We start from the raw sequence: 18,003 nt of genomic DNA on the forward strand, positions 1-18,003 counted from the left end.
CCATGAACGACCCCGACATTAAGCTTTCTGGGGACGCCGCCAGGCGGCGCATCATCGACTATCGCATGATCTGGCGCTGGCATTTCTACGCTGGGCTCGTCTGCATCCCGTTCATCGTCCTGCTAGCCGTCACGGGGAGTTGTTACCTGTTCAAGCCGCAGATCGAAGCGGCCCTGGATGCGCGTTACGACAATCTGCCGTTCGAAGGCGCCCCAAAGCCCGTCAGCGAGCAGATATTCAATGCCATGCACGCCCTGCATGGCGCCGAGTTGAAGCAGGTCGAACTGCGCACCAATCCGCACGATGCGCTGCGCGTCGTCATGAACGACGGCGGCGAGTTGTGGCGCGTCTATATCCACCCCCAGACGCTCGATGTCCTGAAAGTCCAGGCCGAAGACCAGCGCTTCATGGCCATCATCAAGAACATCCACGGCGAGCTGACCCTCGGCCGCTTCGGCGAAACCATCGTCGAGTTGGCGGCGTGCTGGGCCATCGTCATGATCGCTACCGGCCTTTACCTGTGGTGGCCGCGCAATGCGACAGGCCCGGCCGGCCTGCTTTATCCGCGCCTCAAAATGGGTAAGCGCATCTTCTGGCGCGACCTGCACGCCGTCACCGGCATCTGGATCTCATTTTTCGCGCTGTTTCTGCTGCTGTCCGGTCTGCCATGGACCTCGGTCTGGGGCGGCGCGTTTCGGGCTGTGGTCGCCGCGACCAAGCCCGCCACCGCCAAGGCCGAATGGACCGCCGGCCGCGCAAGTGAGGCCAAGGCTCTGAAGGACGAGCACGCCCACCACGACCAGGGCGCGCTCATGAGCCACAATATGGGCATCAACCTGACGGGCATCGATGCCCTGGCGCCGCGCGTCCTTAAGCTCGATCTGCCCGCACCGGTTCTGCTCAAACCCGTCAAGGACACAACCTGGCAGGCGACCTCAGGCACGCAGAATCTGACCGCGCGCTTTACCGTCACCTACGATGCCGCCACCGGCAAGGAGACCAAACGCGAGACCTTCGGTGACAAGGCGCTGGTCGATCGCGTCGTCGCCACCGGCATTTCCGCCCACGAAGGCCACCTGTTCGGCTGGGTCAATCAGTTGCTGGGCCTGCTCACCGCCATCGGCCTCGTGACCCTGTGCGTCAGCGCGGTTATCATGTGGTGGCAGCGCCGTCCGAGCGACGCACTCGGTGCCCCGGCGCTCCTGCCCGATGAGCGCCTCGGCGCCGGCCTGGCCGTGCTGATCATCGCACTTGCCATCTTCCTGCCGGTGCTCGGCATCAGCCTGATCGCCGTCGCGCTCACCGAACACCTGATCCTGAGACGTGTCCCGGCAACACGTGAATGGCTGGGACTCAAAGGTTAATTGCCAACCACAAGCCAAATTTTAATTGCAAAATGCAATTTATAATTCGAAGTAAAACAAAAGCCCAGTCGTAAGACCGGGCTTTTGAAGGCAAAGAGCTGGGGCCGCAGGCCCCAGACCCCGATACATTACAGGTTGATCATGCGGCCGTCGGCGTCCAAAGACGCCTCGAGGATGGCTTCCGACATGGTCGGGTGCGGGAAGACCGTACCTTGCAGGTCCTCTTCCGTCGCTTCCATGGTGATCGCCAGGCAGAAGCCCTGGATCATCTCGGTCACGTTTGAGCCGATCATGTGCGCCCCTAGAAGCGCGCCCGTCTTCTTGTCGAAGATGACCTTCACGAAACCGCCCGATTCACCAGCGGCAATTGCCTTGCCATTGGCCTTGAACGGGAAGCGGCCGATCTTGACGTCCAGCCCCTTCTCTTTCGCGCCCTGCTCGGTGATACCGACGCTGGCCACTTCCGGAGTCGCATAGGTACAGCCCGGGATCGGCGGGTTCAGGTTCGACAGCTTCTTGCCGGCCATATAGTCGACGGCATGAATGGCTTCGTGCGAAGCCTTGTGCGCCAGCCAGGGCGGTCCGGCGCAGTCGCCGATCGCGTAAAGCCCCTTCACATTGGTCTTGCCGTGGCTGTCATTCTTGATGTGACCGCGGTCCAGCTCGACACCCAGCTTGTCCAAGCCAAGGTTTTCGGTGTTGGCAACGATACCGACGGCGACGATGCAGCCCTCGGCCTCCAGCACTTCGGCCTTGCCGCCGGCTTCGACCGACACCTTCACGCCACCGCCGGCCTTTTCGACCTTGGTGACCTTGGCGCCGACGCGGAACTTGATGCCGCGCTTTTCGAACGCCTTGTGGGCTTCGGCCGACACTTCCTTGTCCTCGACCGGCAGGATGCGATCTAGCGCTTCGACAACAACAACTTCAGCACCGAGCGAACGGTAGAAGCTGGCAAATTCGATACCGATGGCGCCCGAGCCGATGACGACCAGCGACTTCGGCATCTTCTTGGGCGACAAGGCGTTGCGGTAGGTCCAGATCGCCTCGCCGTCCGAAACCGCGCCGATCGCCGGGATTTCCCGCGCACGGGCGCCGACGGCCAGCATGACGTTCTTGGGCTCTAGCACCTGTTCGCCGCCGGCAGTCAGCTTCACCTTGACCTTCGGTGCATCCTTGCCGGGCTCAAGCGTCGCGAAACCTTCGATGACGTCGATCTTGTTTTTCTTCATCAGATAGCCGACGCCGCCATTCAATTGCTTGGCGACGGCGCGCGACCGGGCGATGACCTTTTCAAAGTCGAAGCCAGGCTTTTCACCGGTCAGGCCGTAATCGGCCAGGTGGTTGATCTTGTCGAAGACTTCCGCCGACTTCAGCAGCGCCTTGGTGGGGATACAGCCCCAGTTCAGGCAGATGCCGCCCAGCAGTTCACGCTCGACGATGGCGACCTTGAAGCCGTTCTGAGCGGCGCGGATCGCGCCCTCATAACCGCCAGGGCCGGAACCGATAACTACGAGATCATAAGCCATGTTATCAGTCCCCTACGCTAACATCTTAATCGGGTCTTCGATCAGCGGCTTGAAGGCGCTGATAAACTTGGCGCCAATCGAGCCGTCGACGACGCGGTGGTCGCAGGTCAGCGTGACCGACATGACCGTGGCGATCGCCAGCTGGCCGTTCTTGACGACCGGGCGCGGCTCACCAGCACCGACCGACATGATGCAGCCCTGCGGCTCGTTCAAGATCGAGGTGAAGGTCTTGATGCCGAACATGCCCAGGTTGGACACCGAGAAGGTGCCACCCTGGAACTCTTCCGGCTTCAGCTTGCGGTCGCGGGCCCGTTGCGCCAGGTCCTTCATCTCGGTCGAGATTTCGGCCAGGGTCTTCAGTTCCGCCTTGCGTACGATTGGGGTGATCAGGCCGCCGTCGATGGCCACGGCCACCGCGATGTCGGCATTCTTATGGAGCGCAATGCCTTCGGGCGTATATGAGGCATTCGCCTCAGGTACAGCTTTAAGTGCCAGCGCTACTGCCTTGATAATCATGTCGTTTACCGACACCTTCACACCGCGCGACTCAAGCGCCGTATTGATCTTCGACCGCGCAGCCAGCAGACTGTCGAGTTCGATGTCGACCGTCAGCGGGAAGTGCGGGATGTCGCGGAACGACTCGGTCATGCGACGAGCGATGACCTTGCGCATGCCGTCGAGCGGGATCAGGTCGTAGGAACCGGCAGGAATGCCCATCTGTTCCAGCGACTGAACCTTGCGCGGCTCTGCAGCCGGTGCCGAAGCGCCACCGGCGGCGGACGTCTTGCCTGCGCCGGACTGTTGCGCAGCCTCGATGTCGCGCTTGATGATCCGGCCGTGCGGGCCGGAACCCTTGATGGCCTTCAGGTCGATATTGTTGATTGCCGCGAGACGACGCGCCAGCGGCGAAGCCGCAACCCGTGCACCCGACGCTGCAGCGGCAGGCGCCGGAGCGGCAGCGGATGCCGCAGCAGCCGGAGCCGGCTTGGCAGCTTCAGCCTTCGGGGCTTCGGCAGCAGGCGCAGCAGCAGCTTTAGGAGCGGGTGCCGAAGCACCACCGGCCAGACGCGCGATCGGCGTATTGACCTTCACGCCTTCGGTGCCGGCTTCGACCAGAATGGCCTCGACCTTGCCTTCGTCCACGGCTTCCACTTCCATGGTCGCCTTGTCGGTTTCGATTTCAGCGATCACCTGACCGGCGGTGATCTCATCACCGACCTTCACGTGCCACTTGGCCAGAATGCCCTCTTCCATAGTCGGAGACAGGGCAGGCATCAAAATGTCAGTCATTTCAAATATGTCCCTGAATTAGCTACGGTAAGTCACGGCCTTGACGGCCTTGACGATCTTTTCGACGCTCGGCACCGTCAGTGCTTCCAGATTGGCAGCGTAAGGCATCGGGACGTCTTCCTGGTGGACGCGCAGCGGCGGCGCATCGAGATCGTCGAAGGCTTCGGCAACGACGCGGGCGGCGACTTCGGCGCCGATGCCGCAGGGGCCCCAGCCCTCTTCCACCGTCACCAGACGGTTGGTCTTGCGGACCGAGGTCAGGATGGTTTCGGTGTCGAGCGGGCGCAGCGTCCGCAGATTGATGACTTCGACGTCGATGCCTTCAGCCGCCAGTTGCTCGGCAGCTTTGAGCGCAAAACCGACCATGCGCGAGTGCGCCGTGATCGTCACGTCAACGCCTTCGCGCTGGACCTTAGCCTTGCCGATCGGCAGGACGAAGTCTTCTACATCGGGGATATCGAACTCCAGGCCGTACATCATCTCGTGTTCGAGGAAGACGATCGGGTTCGGATCGCGGATCGCCGCCTTCATCAGGCCCTTGGCGTCAGCCGCGTCATAAGGTGCCACGACCTTAAGGCCTGGGACGTTGGCGTACCATGCCGAATAGTCCTGGCTGTGCTGGGCGCCGACGCGCGAAGCTGCACCGTTCGGACCACGGAACACGATCGACGACTTGATCTGACCACCGGACATATACAGCGTCTTGGCCGAGGAGTTCAGGATGTGGTCGATCGCCTGCATGGCGAAGTTGAACGTCATGAACTCGATGATCGGCTTCAGGCCGGCCATGGCCGCGCCCGAACCGATACCGGCAAAGCCCATTTCGGTGATCGGCGTGTCGATGACGCGGCGTTCGCCGAACTCTTCCAGCAGGCCGCGCGAGACCTTGTAGGCGCCCTGGTACTGGGCGACTTCCTCGCCCATCAGGAAGACCTTGTCGTCGCGGCGCATTTCTTCGGCCATGGCGTCGCGCAGCGCGTCGCGGACCGTGATCTTGACCATCGGCGTGCCGGCGGGAACTTCCGGATCGTTGGCAGGCTTGGCCTGAACCGGTGCAGCAGCAGCGGCCGGAGCCGCTTCCGCCTTAGGGGCCTCGGCTTCAGGCGCGGCTTGCGCAGGGGCAGCAGACGCCGAAGCGCCGCCTTCGAGACGGGCGATTGGCGTATTGACCTTGACGCCTTCGGTGCCGGCTTCGACCAGGATGGCCTCGACCTTGCCTTCGTCGACAGCTTCGACTTCCATCGTCGCCTTGTCAGTTTCGATCTCGGCGATCACCTGACCGGCGGAAACTTCATCGCCCGGCTTGATGTGCCACTTGGCGAGGGTGCCCTCTTCCATCGTCGGAGAGAGCGCGGGCATAAGAATATCGGTCATGTAAATTACGCCTCGAGATAAACGTCGGTGTACAGTTCGGACGGATCGGGTTCAGGCGAGGCCTGGGCGAACTCGACGGCTTCCAGCACGATGGCCTTGATCTCGGCGTCGATCGCCTTGATCTCGTCTTCGGCAACGCCCGACTGCTGCAGCATCGTCTTGATGTGGTCGATCGGATCGCGGGTCGTCTTGACCTCGTCGACCTCTTCCTTCGAGCGGTACTTGGCCGGATCGGACATCGAGTGGCCGCGGTAGCGGTAGGTCTTCATCTCGAGGATGTAGGGGCCCTTGCCCGAACGGGCGTGCTCGGCAGCGCGTTCGGCCGCTTCCTTGACGGCGAACACGTCCATGCCGTCAACGGTTTCGCCCGGAATGCCAAACGAAGCGCCGCGCTGCGACAGGTTGACGGTCGCCGAAGCGCGCGCCAGCGACGTGCCCATGGCGTATTCGTTGTTTTCGATCACGTACACGACCGGCAGCTTCCACAGCTGGGCCATGTTGAAGCTTTCATAGACCTGGCCCTGGTTGGCCGCGCCGTCACCGAAGTAGGTGAAGGAGACATTGCCGTTCTGCTTGTAGAAGTCGGCGAAGGCCAGGCCGGTGCCGAGCGAAACTTGCGCGCCCACAATGCCGTGGCCGCCGAAGAAGCCGGTCTCGATGTCGAACATGTGCATCGACCCGCCCTTGCCGCGCGACGACCCGCCGGAACGGCCAGTCAGTTCGGCCATGACGGCGTTGGGGTCCATGCCGGCGGCCAGCATGTGGCCGTGGTCACGATAACCGGTGATGACCTGGTCGCCATCCTTGGAGGCGGCCTCCATACCGACGGCGACGGCCTCCTGACCGATATACAGGTGGCAAAAGCCACCGATCAGGCCCATGCCGTACAACTGTCCCGCGCGCTCTTCAAAGCGGCGGATCAGCACCATCTCACGATAATATTTCAGCAGTTCGTCTTTGGATACATTGCTCAGCTTAGAGTCGCTGGTCTTAGCGTCTTTTTGGGCGGCACGCGCCATGGACACCTCCTCAAGTGTTTGGGCCGTTATGGGGAGATTCGGCCTCAAGTACAGGCGCGCAAAAAGGCGGCGCCGAAGCCCTCTTCTAACTGACGCACACCCCCTCTGAAGTGGACACCAGGTGCGCGGACGCGCAAAGGCCTCTTCCCTTTATGAGAAGCCTGCGTTCGCGTAAAGTGCTATTAGGGGATCAGGAATTGGTGCCGGAAGGCGTATTGTAACGAATTACATAGGCATGCGGCTCGGTCAGGCCCAGCAGGACGCGAGCGCGTTCCTGAAGAAGATCCTTGGATAGATTGTCGGTACGCAGGTATTTGGCGCGCGCCTCAAGGTCTTCACGCTCGGACTGAAGCTTAGCGAGCTGTTGCTCTTTCACGACCAAGTCACGGTCGCGAGATTCCTGAGAAAAGAAACCCTTGTCGCCAGTCAGATACTGGACGCAGACATAGGTCAATACAAGTGCGATAAGTGCAGTAGGCAAGTAAGGCCTCAATCGGTCAAACACTCTATTTCGCTCCTTCTGGAACTGTATACGCAACTTTCCTGTCCGTTTTCCGCCATCTAGGTTAACAAACTGTTGCTGAACATGTCGGGGAAATGAGAAAAATTTATCAAATCCGCGACTTGGCGCTTTGGGTCAATCACGTCGTTTTTATCAGGAGTGTCAAAAAACGGGATTTTGACAGCGTTTACGCGACGGCTTCGAGGCGGGCGCCGCTCTGCCGGAGGCGATGGACGTCGCGGATCGGCGGTGCGCCAAACAGGCGGCGATAGTCGCGGCTAAACTGCGACGGGCTGTCATAGCCGGTGTGAAAGGCGGCAGACGCCGCATCCATGGCGCCGGCATAGATCAGCCTTTGCGCTTCCTGCAGCCGGAGCCGTTTCTGGTATTGCAGCGGCGTCAGCGCCGTCACGGCCTTGAAATGAGCATGCAACGACGACGGGCTCATGCCGGCGGCCGCCGCGACGGTTGCGATGGCAAACGGCTCGCGGAAGTTGTGGGTAATCCAGGTGATGGCCGCGCCGATCCGCCGCAAACGGGAATCGGCAAAGGCGATGTGGCGCAGGCCTTCGGCGTGGCCCGACAGGATCAGCCGGTAGAGCAGCTCGCGGACGGCCAGCGGCGCCAGGATCTTCGCGGTCGATGGCGCATCGAGAAGCTTTACCAGCCGCGTTGTCGCGTCGATGACCTCCTGTTCGCACCGGCCAATCGCCAGCCCGCGCCCGTCATGATCGGAAGACGGCTTGGCGACGCCGGCGTCCTTCAACATTTCCGCCAGCATGATCGGATCGAGATCGACGCGCAGGCACAGATAGGGCGCGTCCGGCGTGGCCTCAATGACCTCGCCGCTCAAAGGCAGATCGACGGCGATGGTCAGGTGCTGGCCGGGCGAATAGGTGAAACCCTCGCCTTCCAGCCGGACGGTCTTGCTGCCTTGCGCGACGATGCACAAAGCCGGCACGTGCACGACGTGGATAGGCTGGGTGCGGGTGTCGCTGCGGATGACATAGATGCCGTTGATGGCGGTTTCCAGCATGCCTTCGGCGTGGGCATGGCGGCGCATAGCTTCGGCAAGGTCTGTGGTGTCGGTCACGGTCGTCTCTTCGGTTTCGGACAATCGATCTACAGCATATTTGCGCCTTTGTCGTGGTTGTGAGGATCACATTTGGAGGATCGTGCAATCATCATGGATGATCGACCTACCGCCTCACGCCTGCCCTCGCCTATTTTCCAGCCTGTACCGCAGCCACTCCCCGGCTGCCTTCGACAGGAGATTTTGAAATGGAAAATGTAGCAGGCAAGGTCGTCGCCATTACGGGCGCCAGCAGCGGTATCGGCGAAGCCACCGCACGCGTTCTGGCCGCCAGGGGCGCCAAGGTGATGCTGGGTGCACGGCGCACTGATCGTCTGGAAGCGCTGGTGGCAGAAATCACTGCCGCTGGCGGTCAGGCGCATTTCGCCGCTTTGGATGTCACCAAGCGCGATGACGTCTCGGCCTTTGTGGCAGCAGCCGTTGAACGCTTTGGCCGGCTGGATGTGCTGGTCAATAATGCCGGCCTGATGCCGTTGTCGGCCATGGAAGCGCTGAAGGTCGATGAGTGGGACCGCATGGTCGACGTCAACATCAAGGGCGTCATGTACGGCATCGCCGCGGCCCTGCCGGTCATGAAGGCCCAGAACGAAGGCCAAATCATTAGTGTGTCTTCTATCGCCGCCTACAATACCTATCCGACGGCGGCGGTCTATTGCGGCACCAAGTTCGCCGTCCGCGCCATTTCGGATGGCCTGCGTCAGGAATCGACCTTCCTGCGCGTGACGACCGTCGCGCCTGGCGTCACAACATCTGAACTGGCCGGGACGATCACCGATCCAGCGTCGCAGGAATTCATGAAGGAATTCCGCGCGATAGCGCTGCCGGCTGAAGCGATTGCCAATGCGATTGCCTATGCGATCAGCCAGCCGAAGGATGTCGATGTCAGTGAGATTATCGTGCGGCCGACCGCAAGTCCGTACTAAAATTGATGGGGTGTGGGGTCCGCGACCCCACAGACTTTCCCTGATATCAAAGTAAAAGCCTGGCCCCAAAGAGGCCAGGCTTTTACTTTGATTTTAGAAGACTTGGGGGCACAGCCCCCAAACCCCATAAGTTTAGCAGCGGATGACGCCGACGCCGGCATAGACCGCTTCATCGTCCAGCATCGCTTCGATGCGCAGCAGTTGGTTGTACTTCGCCGTCCGGTCCGAACGCGCCAGCGAGCCCGTCTTGATCTGACCGCAGTTCAGCGCCACCGCCAGGTCGGCAATCGTCGAATCTTCGGTTTCACCCGAACGGTGCGACATCACGCTGGTGTAGCCGGCACGGTGCGCCATATCGACGGCGTCAAGCGTTTCCGACAGCGTGCCGATCTGGTTGACCTTGACCAGGATCGAGTTGGCCATGCCTTCGACAATGCCGGTTTCCAGGCGGTCGGGGTTGGTCACGAACAGATCGTCGCCGACCAGCTGGATACGGTCACCCAGGGCTTCGGTCAGCAGCTTCCAGCCTTCGTAATCGTCCTCGGCCATGCCGTCTTCGATCGAGCAGATCGGGAACTTGTCAGCCAGGCCAACCAGATAGTCGACCATTTCGGCCGGCGTAAGGACCTTGCCCTCGCCTTCCAGATTGTACTTGCCGTCCTTGAAGAACTCGGTCGAAGCCACGTCCAGCGCCAGCCAGAAGTCCGAACCGGCCTTATAGCCGGCTTGCTCGCCCGCCTTCATGATAAAGGTCAGCGCGTCTTCGGCCGAAGCCAGGTTCGGCGCGAAGCCGCCTTCGTCGCCGACATTGGTGTTGTGACCGGCGGCCTTCAGGCCCTTCTTCAGCGCGTGGAAGATTTCTGCGCCCATGCGCAGGGCTTCGGCAAACGTTTCGGCACCGGCCGGAACGATCATGAATTCCTGGATGTCGATCGGATTGTCGGCGTGCGCGCCGCCATTGATGATGTTCATCAACGGCACGGGCAGGACGCGCGATTGCAGACCACCGACGTACTTGTAGAGCGGCAGGTTGACGGACTGGGCGGCAGCGCGCGCCACGGCCAGCGAAACGCCGAGGATGGCGTTGGCGCCCAGGCGCGACTTATTCGGTGTGCCATCCAGGTTGATCAGGGCCTGGTCGAGACGGCGCTGGTCCAGCGCTTCGAAACCGTTGATCGCTTCGAAGATTTCGCCATTGACCGCGTCAACAGCCTGGCGAACGCCTTTGCCACCATAGCGCTTCGGGTCATTGTCGCGCTTTTCAGCAGCTTCGTGCGCGCCGGTAGAAGCACCCGACGGCACAGCGGCGCGGCCAAAGCTGCCGTCATCGAGGGTCACGTCGACTTCGACGGTCGGATTGCCACGCGAATCGAGGATTTCACGGGCGACGATATCGATGATTTCGGGCATGAAGGACGTCCTGCAATATGGGAGGGGAAGGAAAGTTCGCGCCCCCTTAGCAAGGCTCATCCCTAAAGACAAGCGCGACAGGCCCAAGCAGGAAAAGCGCCGCCTGCGTTAGCTGACGCTTAGGTGTCGGATATTGTTATAACGACGGCGAAAACAATAAATTTTCCGATTCTAGCGCCAGCCGTTTTGGCCATGTCGATGCGTCCGCCTTGTTCGACGATATCGGCAATCATCCCTGAATATTTGCCTCTCGGATCAGGATCGAGCGAACTTCCAACAACTCGACACTTAAGGTGGCCATCACCGCTGATGAGCTGGCATCGCAAATCAACCCGACCTTCGGGGTCGGTGTCCGTAGGGAGCTCAAGTCGAGTCATGTCAAACAACTCGGCCCAAACTAAATTCTTCGACTGAATATCGGCAGCACGGGATGGTGCAGCCTGAAATATCAGGCCGGATAGCAACACTATGATCGCCAGCACGCGCTCCATAAGTCCTCATGTCCGACTAAGAGCGGCCAGGATATCATCGGCTGTGCTGAACACAAAATCCGGCCGCTCGGCCTCAAGCCGTTCCGGCGCGGCATAACCCCATCTGACGGCGCCCGCGGCGATGCCGCATTCACGCGCGGCTTCGATATCGCGGACCTCATCGCCGACCGAAAGCGTCTCTGAGGGGCCTACACCCGCTGCCTTCATGGCGCCGCGAAACTTCGCCGCCTTACCGAACAGTGACGCCCCGCACTCATAGTGACGAATATTCGCCGCCGAAGGGCCGAGGACCTTTTCGACATTTTCCCGGCTGTTTGACGTCACGACCGCTATGACGACATCGCGACGGGAAAGTTCATCCAGCACATCGGCTATTCCGTCAAACAGCTTAATTTTGTCGAGATTTTCGCCTTGCATGGCCTTGGCGTGTGCCCCGATCACCGGCACCTTCCACATCGGCACGTCCAAGGCTCTGAGCAGTTCCCTGTTGTCCATGCGCCGCAAGACTTCAATGTTCGAGCGGGCGAGCTTCCTGAACTTGAAGCGTTCGGCGAGGATGTCGAAGACGTCGAGAAACCACGGAAACGAATCGGCCAGCGTGCCGTCGAAATCGAAAATCACCAGTTTGTACGTCACAGCCCCTCATCCTTCGGCATTGCGCCCTTATGCGCCTTCGCAAAACATGCGGATACAAGGAGTTGCCGATGAATGAAACCGAAACATTTGCGCATGACGACCGTATCCAGCACACCGAAAAGGGCTTGGGAACAGTCGTCACTGCCCCTGAACGCGAAGAGATCGACATCCAGGTCGAAGGCTCGACCGATATCGGTCCGGACAGTGTCTTTGTGAAATGGGACGATGACCGCTTCCCCGTCGAAGCCGTACCGCGCTCGCAGCTGGAAAAGGTGCCGGACGCAGCCGCCGCCATATCCACCGGATTCTGAAACAAAAACGCGGGCTGCACGGCCCGCGTTTCCGGTTAGTTTGCCGAAGGAAGCGGTATCCGTCCCGCCGGATCGACCGCCTTGCCGTTCTCATAAAGGCCAATATGGGTGTGAGGCCCGGTGGAACGGCCGGTATTGCCCGACTTGGCGACCTCCTGGCCAGCCATGACGGTATCACCGACCTTCACCTTGAAATCACCGAGATGCTTGTAATTGGTCACCAGGCCATTGCCATGGTCGATCTCCAGCACCTTGCCGAACCACGGCTCGGCCAGGTCGGCGCGAACGACGCGGCCGCCCGCCGGTGCACGGACGGGCTTGCCAATCGGTGAGGCAATATCGACACCTTCGTGCATCGATGTCTCATGCGTCACCGGGTTTAGCCGCATGCCGTAGCCGCTGCTCAGCCGGCCCTCGACCGGCACGACCGTGAAGACCCGCGCCGGCGCCGGCGCCGGCGCCGCGGCAGCAACCACGGCTACAGACTTCACAGCCTGCCCCTGCGACCAGGCCAGTTGCGCCAGTGCCACGGGCGCCAGCAGGACAGCGCCAGCCACGATTAGCAGGCGTGTCTTGCGCGCCTTGGACTGAGGGTGCATAATTTCGCTAATTCTCATGCGGTAATCTCCAGATTCTACGGGTGAGAAGGCCGCTGGGACGCATTGCCGTGCGTTTCCAGCGGCATGCTTGAGCGCCATGATGAGAGTTTCAGCATAGGTCTCGCGCATATGGGGCGAAGCACCAGTTACCCGGGCGTCGCAATCGAGTTCCGCCGCCAGCCGGCATCGCCGGGTCTGGGCACGGACAAACGGGTTGAACCACAGACAAACATCCAGCCACGACAACACCGCGAAATAGAGCGGATCGCGACGCGTCAGATGCGCGCGTTCATGGCGGATGATCAGTTCGGTCTGGGTCACTGACAGGTGCTGCAAGAGCCGCTTCGGCAGCAGGACCGTCGCCCTGCCCCACGCCAGCGCAATGCCGGTGCGCTCAGAAACGCGCACGCCTTGCCCCAGTTGGCTCTCGGGTGTCGCGGAGGCACAAACCAAAGCGATACGCGTGTACGCGATCAGCAGACGCACCGCCAGGACGAGCGTAATGGCCACATAGCCGGCCATAAGCATCATGGGCGCCATCGGCCACGGGCTGATCGCATCCCGCTTCGCCGCGACTCTTGGCGCGACCTCACCGATAAAGCCACCATCGATATCGCCCATTGGCGCCAAGGGTAGAGGCAGCGACACATGCACAGCGAACAGCCGCGCGACCATAAGCACGCCCATCCCCAGTAGAACCGGGCTCAGCATCAGCAACAGGACGCGCTTTTCCTGGGCGTCATTGGGTGCGCCCGGCGCACGCAAGACAAACCGGCGCGTCAGCCAGAGCACCGCGCTCCAGACGAGTGGCAAAGCGAAGATAACCAGCAAACCTGCCATCATGACTTGTCTCCCGCCTTGGCCGACAAGTCCTTCAGCAGGGTTTCGAGTTCGGCGATCTCACCGGGCGACACCAGCTTGCTGCCGGCAAAGGCCGCGGCCGGCAACGGTGCATCGAGATCCAGCACGTCGCGTGCGAAGGCACTGGCCAGCACGGCCAGTGTCTCGACCTTGGACTGGGCGGCGACATAGGTGTTCAGGCCATGAACGGCTTCAAGCGTGACCAGCCCCTTCTCGACCATGCGTTCCAGCGTCTTGCGCGTTGCCGAGTAGGACCAGTTGGTCTCAGGGGCGCTGGCGTCATGCAACTCACGGGCGCTTAACCGCCCTTCCCGCCATAGATGCCGCAGCAGTTTCAGTTCATAGTCACTTGGCTTGATCATCACCGCCCCGCAATGCGACACACGTCGCATGTATGTGACAAAGATTATGTCCTGGCAACAAAAAAACGCGGACCTTGCGATCCGCGTTTCAAATTCCGATAAGATCGACGAAATTAGTCGTTCTTCGGCGTAATGACCTGGCGGCCCTTGTACATGCCGGTCTTCAGGTCGATGTGGTGCGAACGACGCAGCTCACCGGTGTCCTTGTCTTCCGTGTACGGGTTGGTGCCCAGGGCGTCATGCGAGCGACGCATGTTGCGACGCGAGGGCGAGGTTTTGCGCTTGGGTACGGCCATGTCCGTCTCTCTGCTTTCTGGTCAAATGCCGAACATCACACGGACGTTCAGGCACAAAATAGGGGTATGACTCAACAGGGTTGGTCAGGAAGGCGCGCTTATGCCTCAACTCGCCTGTGCGATCAAGTAGGAAATGCCGCCTGTAACGCGATATTCTGCTTGATTAGCTGCTGAACTGCCCGCGTTTGCAAAGACCTTTCAGTTTCTGCCACGCCTGATCGGCCTGATGGGCATCAAAGGTCAGGGGTGATTCGAGCGTGCGGCCGTCCCGTAAAGTGACGGTAATCGCATGCGACACACGGCCCTGCTTGTCATCATAGCTGTACTGCTGGCGGTTGATGGCCTCGATCTGCTCCGGATGGATGCGAAAATCGCGTTGCCACGACGTCAGGCTCAGCAGGCGGACGCGAATATGATCTTCGCCGATCCGCCATTCGCGATGGCGGCCAATAACCGCCCAGACAACGACAAACAATGCCAGCGGCATGGCGATCAGTAATAGCAGGGCAAAGCCCAGAGGCGATGCCTTGCCCGTCATGACGGTCGGCCATTGGTTGAAAGCCGCCGCCACCGTGGCGATCGCCAGCACCACACCCATGATAAAATACAGGCTGCGGGCGGCCAAGCCGAGATCGTCCTTGAGCTTCATCCGTAATCCCCCGGGGTTTTGCGCCCCCAGAATAACGCGGATCGGCTCGATCGGCAAACTACTCTTCGATCTGGGCAGAAGCCTCGATTTCGACCAACCATTCCGGGTTGATCAGGGCGCTGGTGCCAAGGAAGCTGGACGCCGGGCGGATGTCACCGAACAGTTCGCCGTGGGCGCGCGCGGCGTCCTTCCAGGTCGACATTTCGGTCAGGAAGATGCGCGTGCGTACGATGTCGGACGCCTTGCCGCCGGCCTGCTCGACCGCATTGATGATGATTTCGAGCGCCGCCTTCGTCTGCTCATAGGCGTCGGTGCCGGCGACCTTGCCGTCGCGAATCGGCGCCGTGCCCGACACTTCGATACGGTTGCCGACGCGAACGGCGCGGGAAAAACCGATCTCGCCCTCGAACGGAGAGCCGGAGGAAATCAATTGGCGGGGCATGAAGCGCATCCTTGGAAGTCAAAAAGAATGCGCGTCGCTTACGCTGTCGCGCTCGCAGGATCAACGGCTTACACACGCAATCTCGCAAAAATCGCTAGGGCTGATCTGCGGATCGATGACGCAATATATAGTCTATGCCCGCGCGGATGGCGGATGACCGGTCGCCGGCCATCTCTGCGATCAATGGCTTGCGGATCTCCCACAAATCCTTTGCGTCGATTAAGGCCTGCATCGCCACCTTGCGGACCTGAACTGCCCGATCACCGGCCGCCTGCAAGATATGGCTGTCGATATCACCTGCGCCTTTGACCACTCGCGTTTCAAAAACCATGACCGTACGAAATGATCCCATCGACTTGTCGATCCAGGCGCGTTCCGTGCCTCTCGGCCACCGCGCAACGCCTGAAATAACTGCTCTCGCCGCAACGGCGCGTACTTCCGGATGCACAGCTTCCCTCATCAGGTCCGGCAGATAGACATCGACTTCCGGATATCTGAGCGCTGCAACAAGTGTGCGGTTTGGTGCGCCGTCGCAGAACACCATCAGGCGGCTGACGAGCGCTTCCCGCAGACGGGGCTCAGTCAGAACAGTGTCGAGAATTCCGATCTCCGTCACGCCTCGCTGCCAGAAGTCGCGGTATTGCAGCAGATACATGGCGGCTTCCGCAACTATCGCGGCGTCGGTCAAAGGCATGACGCGGCGAAGGCAATTTCTGGCGGCTTTACGAACCTGCGGTACCCAGTCGTTTAACTGGTAGGCCACCAGCGCAAACAAAAATGCACTGGGCATTGGCTCTGTAATTCGCTTCAGTGCCGCTTCACGCAAATAGCCACTGCCGTGCGATACGAAGATATAGGCCAGGCCTTCGACCCTGGCCAACAGTTGCTCGGGTTGTCGACGGAAAACCTTGTGAATCCACGTCAGGAAACTGGGGCGTTCGTATCCAAAAAATCCGGTCCGAAACTGGATTTCGCGATTGGCCTGAACAACCGCCGTGAGGGGTAACTGCGACAGACCTTCGAGGACGGCTACCAGATTGGCGATGTTTATACGCCCGGCGTGAACGTCGTCTCCCACCCGGCCCAGTCCGCGCTGCACCAGTGGCGGCAGCACAGACAATCCGCGCTCGTCTTTGACGTCGGGATAGCGCGCGATCACACCAGGCGACTGCGGTCCATCGCGGCGGCGATGAAGCCCTTAAACAGGGGGTGCGGCGCAAACGGGCGCGACTTCAGTTCCGGATGGTACTGGACGCCGATGAACCACGGATGGTCCGGACGCTCGACGATTTCCGGCAACAAGCCGTCCGGCGACATGCCCGAGAATTTGAGCCCGCAGGCTTCGAGCTGCGGAATATAGTCACGGTTGACTTCATAGCGGTGGCGGTGGCGTTCGGAGATGGCGGTGCCGCCGTAGATTTCCGCCACCTTGGAGCCTTCGGCGAGCTTGGCGTTGAATGCGCCCAGACGCATCGTGCCGCCCAGGTTTCCATTGGCCTTGCGCTGTTCCAGTTCGTTACCGTTCAGCCATTCGGTCATCAGGCCAACGACGGGCTCACCCTCCTGGCCGAACTCGGTCGACGAAGCGTTTTCGATCCCGGCCATGTGGCGCGCCGTTTCCAGAACAGCCATCTGCATGCCGAAACAAATGCCGAAATACGGAATCTCGTTTTCGCGGGCGAACCTGGCCGCTGCGATCTTGCCCATGGCGCCGCGCTCACCGAAGCCGCCCGGCACCAGGATGGCGTGGGTGTTTTCCAGACGCTCGATGATGGCGTCGGGATCGCCTTCGAAGGTCTGGGCCTCGACCCAGTCGATCTTGACGCGGACATTGTTGGCCATACCAGCGTGATGAATGGCTTCAATCAAAGACTTATAGGCGTCTTTTAAGACCGTATATTTGCCAACAACCGCGATCTGGACTTCGCCGTCGGGATGCTGATAGCGTTGCGACAGGTCTTCCCACTGCGCCAGGTCGATCTCGCCACCATCGTGTTCGATGCCAAACACATCGAGCACCTCGGTATCGAGGCCCTGACGGTGGTAGTCGATCGGCACGGCGTAGATGTTCTCGGAATCCATCGCCTGGATAACGGCCGACGGACGGACATTACAGAACAGGCCAATCTTGCGGCGTTCCTCGACCGGGATCTCCTGCTCGCAGCGGCACAGCAGAATGTCGGGCTGGATGCCGATGCTGCGCAGTTCCTTGACCGAGTGCTGGGTTGGCTTGGTCTTCATCTCGCCGGCTGTCTTGACGAAGGGCAAGAGCGTCAGATGGATAAAGCAGGTCTCGCGACGCGGCAGTTCCTGGCCCAGTTGGCGAATCGCTTCGAAGAACGGCAGGCCTTCGATATCACCGACCGTGCCGCCGATTTCGACCAGCACGAAGTCCGCGTCGCCGGCGTCGGCCAGAACGAAGTTCTTGATCTCGGTGGTGACGTGCGGAACTACCTGCACCGTCGCGCCCAGATAGTCGCCGCGGCGTTCCTTCTCGATGATGTTCGAATAGATGCGACCGGTGGTGATGTTGTCGGCCTTGCTGGCGCTGACGCCGGTAAAGCGCTCATAGTGGCCGAGGTCGAGGTCGGTTTCGGCGCCATCATCGGTGACAAAGACTTCGCCGTGCTGGTACGGGCTCATCGTACCCGGATCGACGTTCAGATAAGGGTCGAGCTTGCGCAGGCGAACCTTGTAGCCGCGTGCCTGCAGCAACGCACCGAGAGCCGCCGAGGCGAGCCCCTTGCCAAGCGAAGAGACCACCCCACCGGTGATAAATACATAACGGGCCATGACGGCGTAATCCTGAAAGTCTCATGATACGGCGATTCGCGCGCATCATCGTTTACAAA

The 18,003-nt window shown here is 60.7% G+C and carries 19 protein-coding genes; 3 read left to right on the forward strand and 16 right to left on the reverse strand.

Annotation, left to right across the window (positions count from 1 at the left end; all coding sequences use genetic code 11):
- The first annotated feature begins 2 nt into the window (after positions 1-2).
- A complete protein-coding gene (locus AC1DON_RS15900) occupies positions 3-1,364 on the forward strand; it encodes a PepSY-associated TM helix domain-containing protein (RefSeq protein ID WP_476935787.1) in 1,362 nt (453 codons plus the stop codon).
- A 128-nt stretch (positions 1,365-1,492) separates the two neighbouring features.
- Here the strand turns inward: AC1DON_RS15900 and lpdA are convergent, their stop codons facing one another.
- From lpdA to AC1DON_RS15930, 6 genes are all read right to left on the reverse strand, one after another.
- Positions 1,493-2,893, reverse strand: a complete 1,401-nt coding sequence (lpdA, locus tag AC1DON_RS15905; RefSeq protein WP_476935788.1) for a dihydrolipoyl dehydrogenase — start codon at positions 2,891-2,893, stop codon at positions 1,493-1,495.
- A 12-nt stretch (positions 2,894-2,905) separates the two neighbouring features.
- Complete coding sequence (locus AC1DON_RS15910; protein WP_476935789.1) at positions 2,906-4,183, reverse strand: pyruvate dehydrogenase complex dihydrolipoamide acetyltransferase; 1,278 nt, start codon at positions 4,181-4,183, stop codon at positions 2,906-2,908.
- Positions 4,184-4,201: 18 nt separating this feature from the next.
- A complete protein-coding gene (locus tag AC1DON_RS15915; protein ID WP_476935790.1) occupies positions 4,202-5,557 on the reverse strand; it encodes a pyruvate dehydrogenase complex E1 component subunit beta in 1,356 nt (451 codons plus the stop codon).
- Between the two features lie 5 nt (positions 5,558-5,562).
- The gene (gene pdhA, locus AC1DON_RS15920; protein WP_476935791.1) at positions 5,563-6,576 is read right to left on the reverse strand and encodes a pyruvate dehydrogenase (acetyl-transferring) E1 component subunit alpha; all 1,014 of its coding nucleotides are present in this window, start codon (positions 6,574-6,576) and stop codon (positions 5,563-5,565) included.
- Between the two features lie 190 nt (positions 6,577-6,766).
- Complete coding sequence (locus AC1DON_RS15925) at positions 6,767-7,057, reverse strand: FtsB family cell division protein (protein WP_476935792.1); 291 nt, start codon at positions 7,055-7,057, stop codon at positions 6,767-6,769.
- 208 nt (positions 7,058-7,265) lie between these two features.
- Positions 7,266-8,171, reverse strand: coding sequence for an AraC family transcriptional regulator (locus AC1DON_RS15930; RefSeq protein ID WP_476935793.1), 906 nt, complete (start codon positions 8,169-8,171; stop codon positions 7,266-7,268).
- A gap of 188 nt (positions 8,172-8,359) precedes the next feature.
- Here AC1DON_RS15930 and AC1DON_RS15935 point away from each other — a divergent pair, with 188 nt between their 5' ends.
- A complete protein-coding gene (locus tag AC1DON_RS15935; RefSeq protein WP_476935794.1) occupies positions 8,360-9,094 on the forward strand; it encodes an SDR family oxidoreductase in 735 nt (244 codons plus the stop codon).
- 132 nt (positions 9,095-9,226) lie between these two features.
- Here AC1DON_RS15935 and eno read toward each other — a convergent pair whose 3' ends face one another.
- The 3 genes from eno to AC1DON_RS15950 form a co-directional block, all read right to left on the reverse strand.
- Complete coding sequence (gene eno / locus AC1DON_RS15940; protein ID WP_476935795.1) at positions 9,227-10,504, reverse strand: phosphopyruvate hydratase; 1,278 nt, start codon at positions 10,502-10,504, stop codon at positions 9,227-9,229.
- A gap of 119 nt (positions 10,505-10,623) precedes the next feature.
- Positions 10,624-10,995, reverse strand: a complete 372-nt coding sequence (locus AC1DON_RS15945; RefSeq protein ID WP_476935796.1) for a hypothetical protein — start codon at positions 10,993-10,995, stop codon at positions 10,624-10,626.
- Positions 10,996-11,001: 6 nt separating this feature from the next.
- The gene (locus AC1DON_RS15950; protein ID WP_476935797.1) at positions 11,002-11,631 is read right to left on the reverse strand and encodes an HAD hydrolase-like protein; all 630 of its coding nucleotides are present in this window, start codon (positions 11,629-11,631) and stop codon (positions 11,002-11,004) included.
- Positions 11,632-11,699: 68 nt separating this feature from the next.
- Here AC1DON_RS15950 and AC1DON_RS15955 point away from each other — a divergent pair, with 68 nt between their 5' ends.
- Entirely contained in the window at positions 11,700-11,942 is a 243-nt protein-coding gene (locus AC1DON_RS15955) for a hypothetical protein (RefSeq protein WP_476935798.1), read from the forward strand.
- Between the two features lie 35 nt (positions 11,943-11,977).
- Here AC1DON_RS15955 and AC1DON_RS15960 read toward each other — a convergent pair whose 3' ends face one another.
- The 7 genes from AC1DON_RS15960 to AC1DON_RS15990 form a co-directional block, all read right to left on the reverse strand.
- Positions 11,978-13,384, reverse strand: coding sequence for a M23/M56 family metallopeptidase (locus AC1DON_RS15960; protein WP_476935799.1), 1,407 nt, complete (start codon positions 13,382-13,384; stop codon positions 11,978-11,980).
- Entirely contained in the window at positions 13,381-13,764 is a 384-nt protein-coding gene (locus AC1DON_RS15965; protein ID WP_476935800.1) for a BlaI/MecI/CopY family transcriptional regulator, read from the reverse strand. Before AC1DON_RS15965 ends, AC1DON_RS15960 begins: the two co-directional genes overlap by 4 nt.
- Before the next feature lie 113 nt (positions 13,765-13,877).
- A complete protein-coding gene (gene rpmF, locus AC1DON_RS15970) occupies positions 13,878-14,060 on the reverse strand; it encodes a 50S ribosomal protein L32 (protein ID WP_476935801.1) in 183 nt (60 codons plus the stop codon).
- A 163-nt stretch (positions 14,061-14,223) separates the two neighbouring features.
- Positions 14,224-14,709 (reverse strand): hypothetical protein, encoded by a 486-nt coding sequence (locus AC1DON_RS15975; protein WP_476935802.1) that lies wholly within the window; start codon positions 14,707-14,709, stop codon positions 14,224-14,226.
- Positions 14,710-14,767: 58 nt separating this feature from the next.
- The gene (locus AC1DON_RS15980; RefSeq protein ID WP_476935803.1) at positions 14,768-15,151 is read right to left on the reverse strand and encodes a RidA family protein; all 384 of its coding nucleotides are present in this window, start codon (positions 15,149-15,151) and stop codon (positions 14,768-14,770) included.
- A gap of 94 nt (positions 15,152-15,245) precedes the next feature.
- The gene (locus AC1DON_RS15985) at positions 15,246-16,310 is read right to left on the reverse strand and encodes a hypothetical protein (protein ID WP_476935804.1); all 1,065 of its coding nucleotides are present in this window, start codon (positions 16,308-16,310) and stop codon (positions 15,246-15,248) included.
- The gene (locus AC1DON_RS15990; protein ID WP_476935805.1) at positions 16,307-17,944 is read right to left on the reverse strand and encodes a CTP synthase; all 1,638 of its coding nucleotides are present in this window, start codon (positions 17,942-17,944) and stop codon (positions 16,307-16,309) included. Before AC1DON_RS15990 ends, AC1DON_RS15985 begins: the two co-directional genes overlap by 4 nt.
- Positions 17,945-18,003: the final 59 nt, after the last annotated feature.

This window comes from Asticcacaulis sp. P4_H10, from assembly GCF_056400965.1.

Coding starts and splice junctions, on each gene's coding strand:
- AC1DON_RS15900 (WP_476935787.1), top strand. CDS start 3: ATGAACGACCCCGACATTAAGCTTTCTGGGGACGCCGCCAGGCGGCGC.
- lpdA (WP_476935788.1), bottom strand. CDS start 2,893: ATGGCTTATGATCTCGTAGTTATCGGTTCCGGCCCTGGCGGTTATGAG.
- AC1DON_RS15910 (WP_476935789.1), bottom strand. CDS start 4,183: ATGACTGACATTTTGATGCCTGCCCTGTCTCCGACTATGGAAGAGGGC.
- AC1DON_RS15915 (WP_476935790.1), bottom strand. CDS start 5,557: ATGACCGATATTCTTATGCCCGCGCTCTCTCCGACGATGGAAGAGGGC.
- pdhA (WP_476935791.1), bottom strand. CDS start 6,576: ATGGCGCGTGCCGCCCAAAAAGACGCTAAGACCAGCGACTCTAAGCTG.
- AC1DON_RS15935 (WP_476935794.1), top strand. CDS start 8,360: ATGGAAAATGTAGCAGGCAAGGTCGTCGCCATTACGGGCGCCAGCAGC.
- eno (WP_476935795.1), bottom strand. CDS start 10,504: ATGCCCGAAATCATCGATATCGTCGCCCGTGAAATCCTCGATTCGCGT.
- AC1DON_RS15945 (WP_476935796.1), bottom strand. CDS start 10,995: ATGGAGCGCGTGCTGGCGATCATAGTGTTGCTATCCGGCCTGATATTT.
- AC1DON_RS15955 (WP_476935798.1), top strand. CDS start 11,700: ATGAATGAAACCGAAACATTTGCGCATGACGACCGTATCCAGCACACC.
- AC1DON_RS15960 (WP_476935799.1), bottom strand. CDS start 13,384: ATGATGGCAGGTTTGCTGGTTATCTTCGCTTTGCCACTCGTCTGGAGC.
- AC1DON_RS15965 (WP_476935800.1), bottom strand. CDS start 13,764: ATGATCAAGCCAAGTGACTATGAACTGAAACTGCTGCGGCATCTATGG.
- rpmF (WP_476935801.1), bottom strand. CDS start 14,060: ATGGCCGTACCCAAGCGCAAAACCTCGCCCTCGCGTCGCAACATGCGT.
- AC1DON_RS15975 (WP_476935802.1), bottom strand. CDS start 14,709: ATGAAGCTCAAGGACGATCTCGGCTTGGCCGCCCGCAGCCTGTATTTT.
- AC1DON_RS15980 (WP_476935803.1), bottom strand. CDS start 15,151: ATGCCCCGCCAATTGATTTCCTCCGGCTCTCCGTTCGAGGGCGAGATC.
- AC1DON_RS15990 (WP_476935805.1), bottom strand. CDS start 17,944: ATGGCCCGTTATGTATTTATCACCGGTGGGGTGGTCTCTTCGCTTGGC.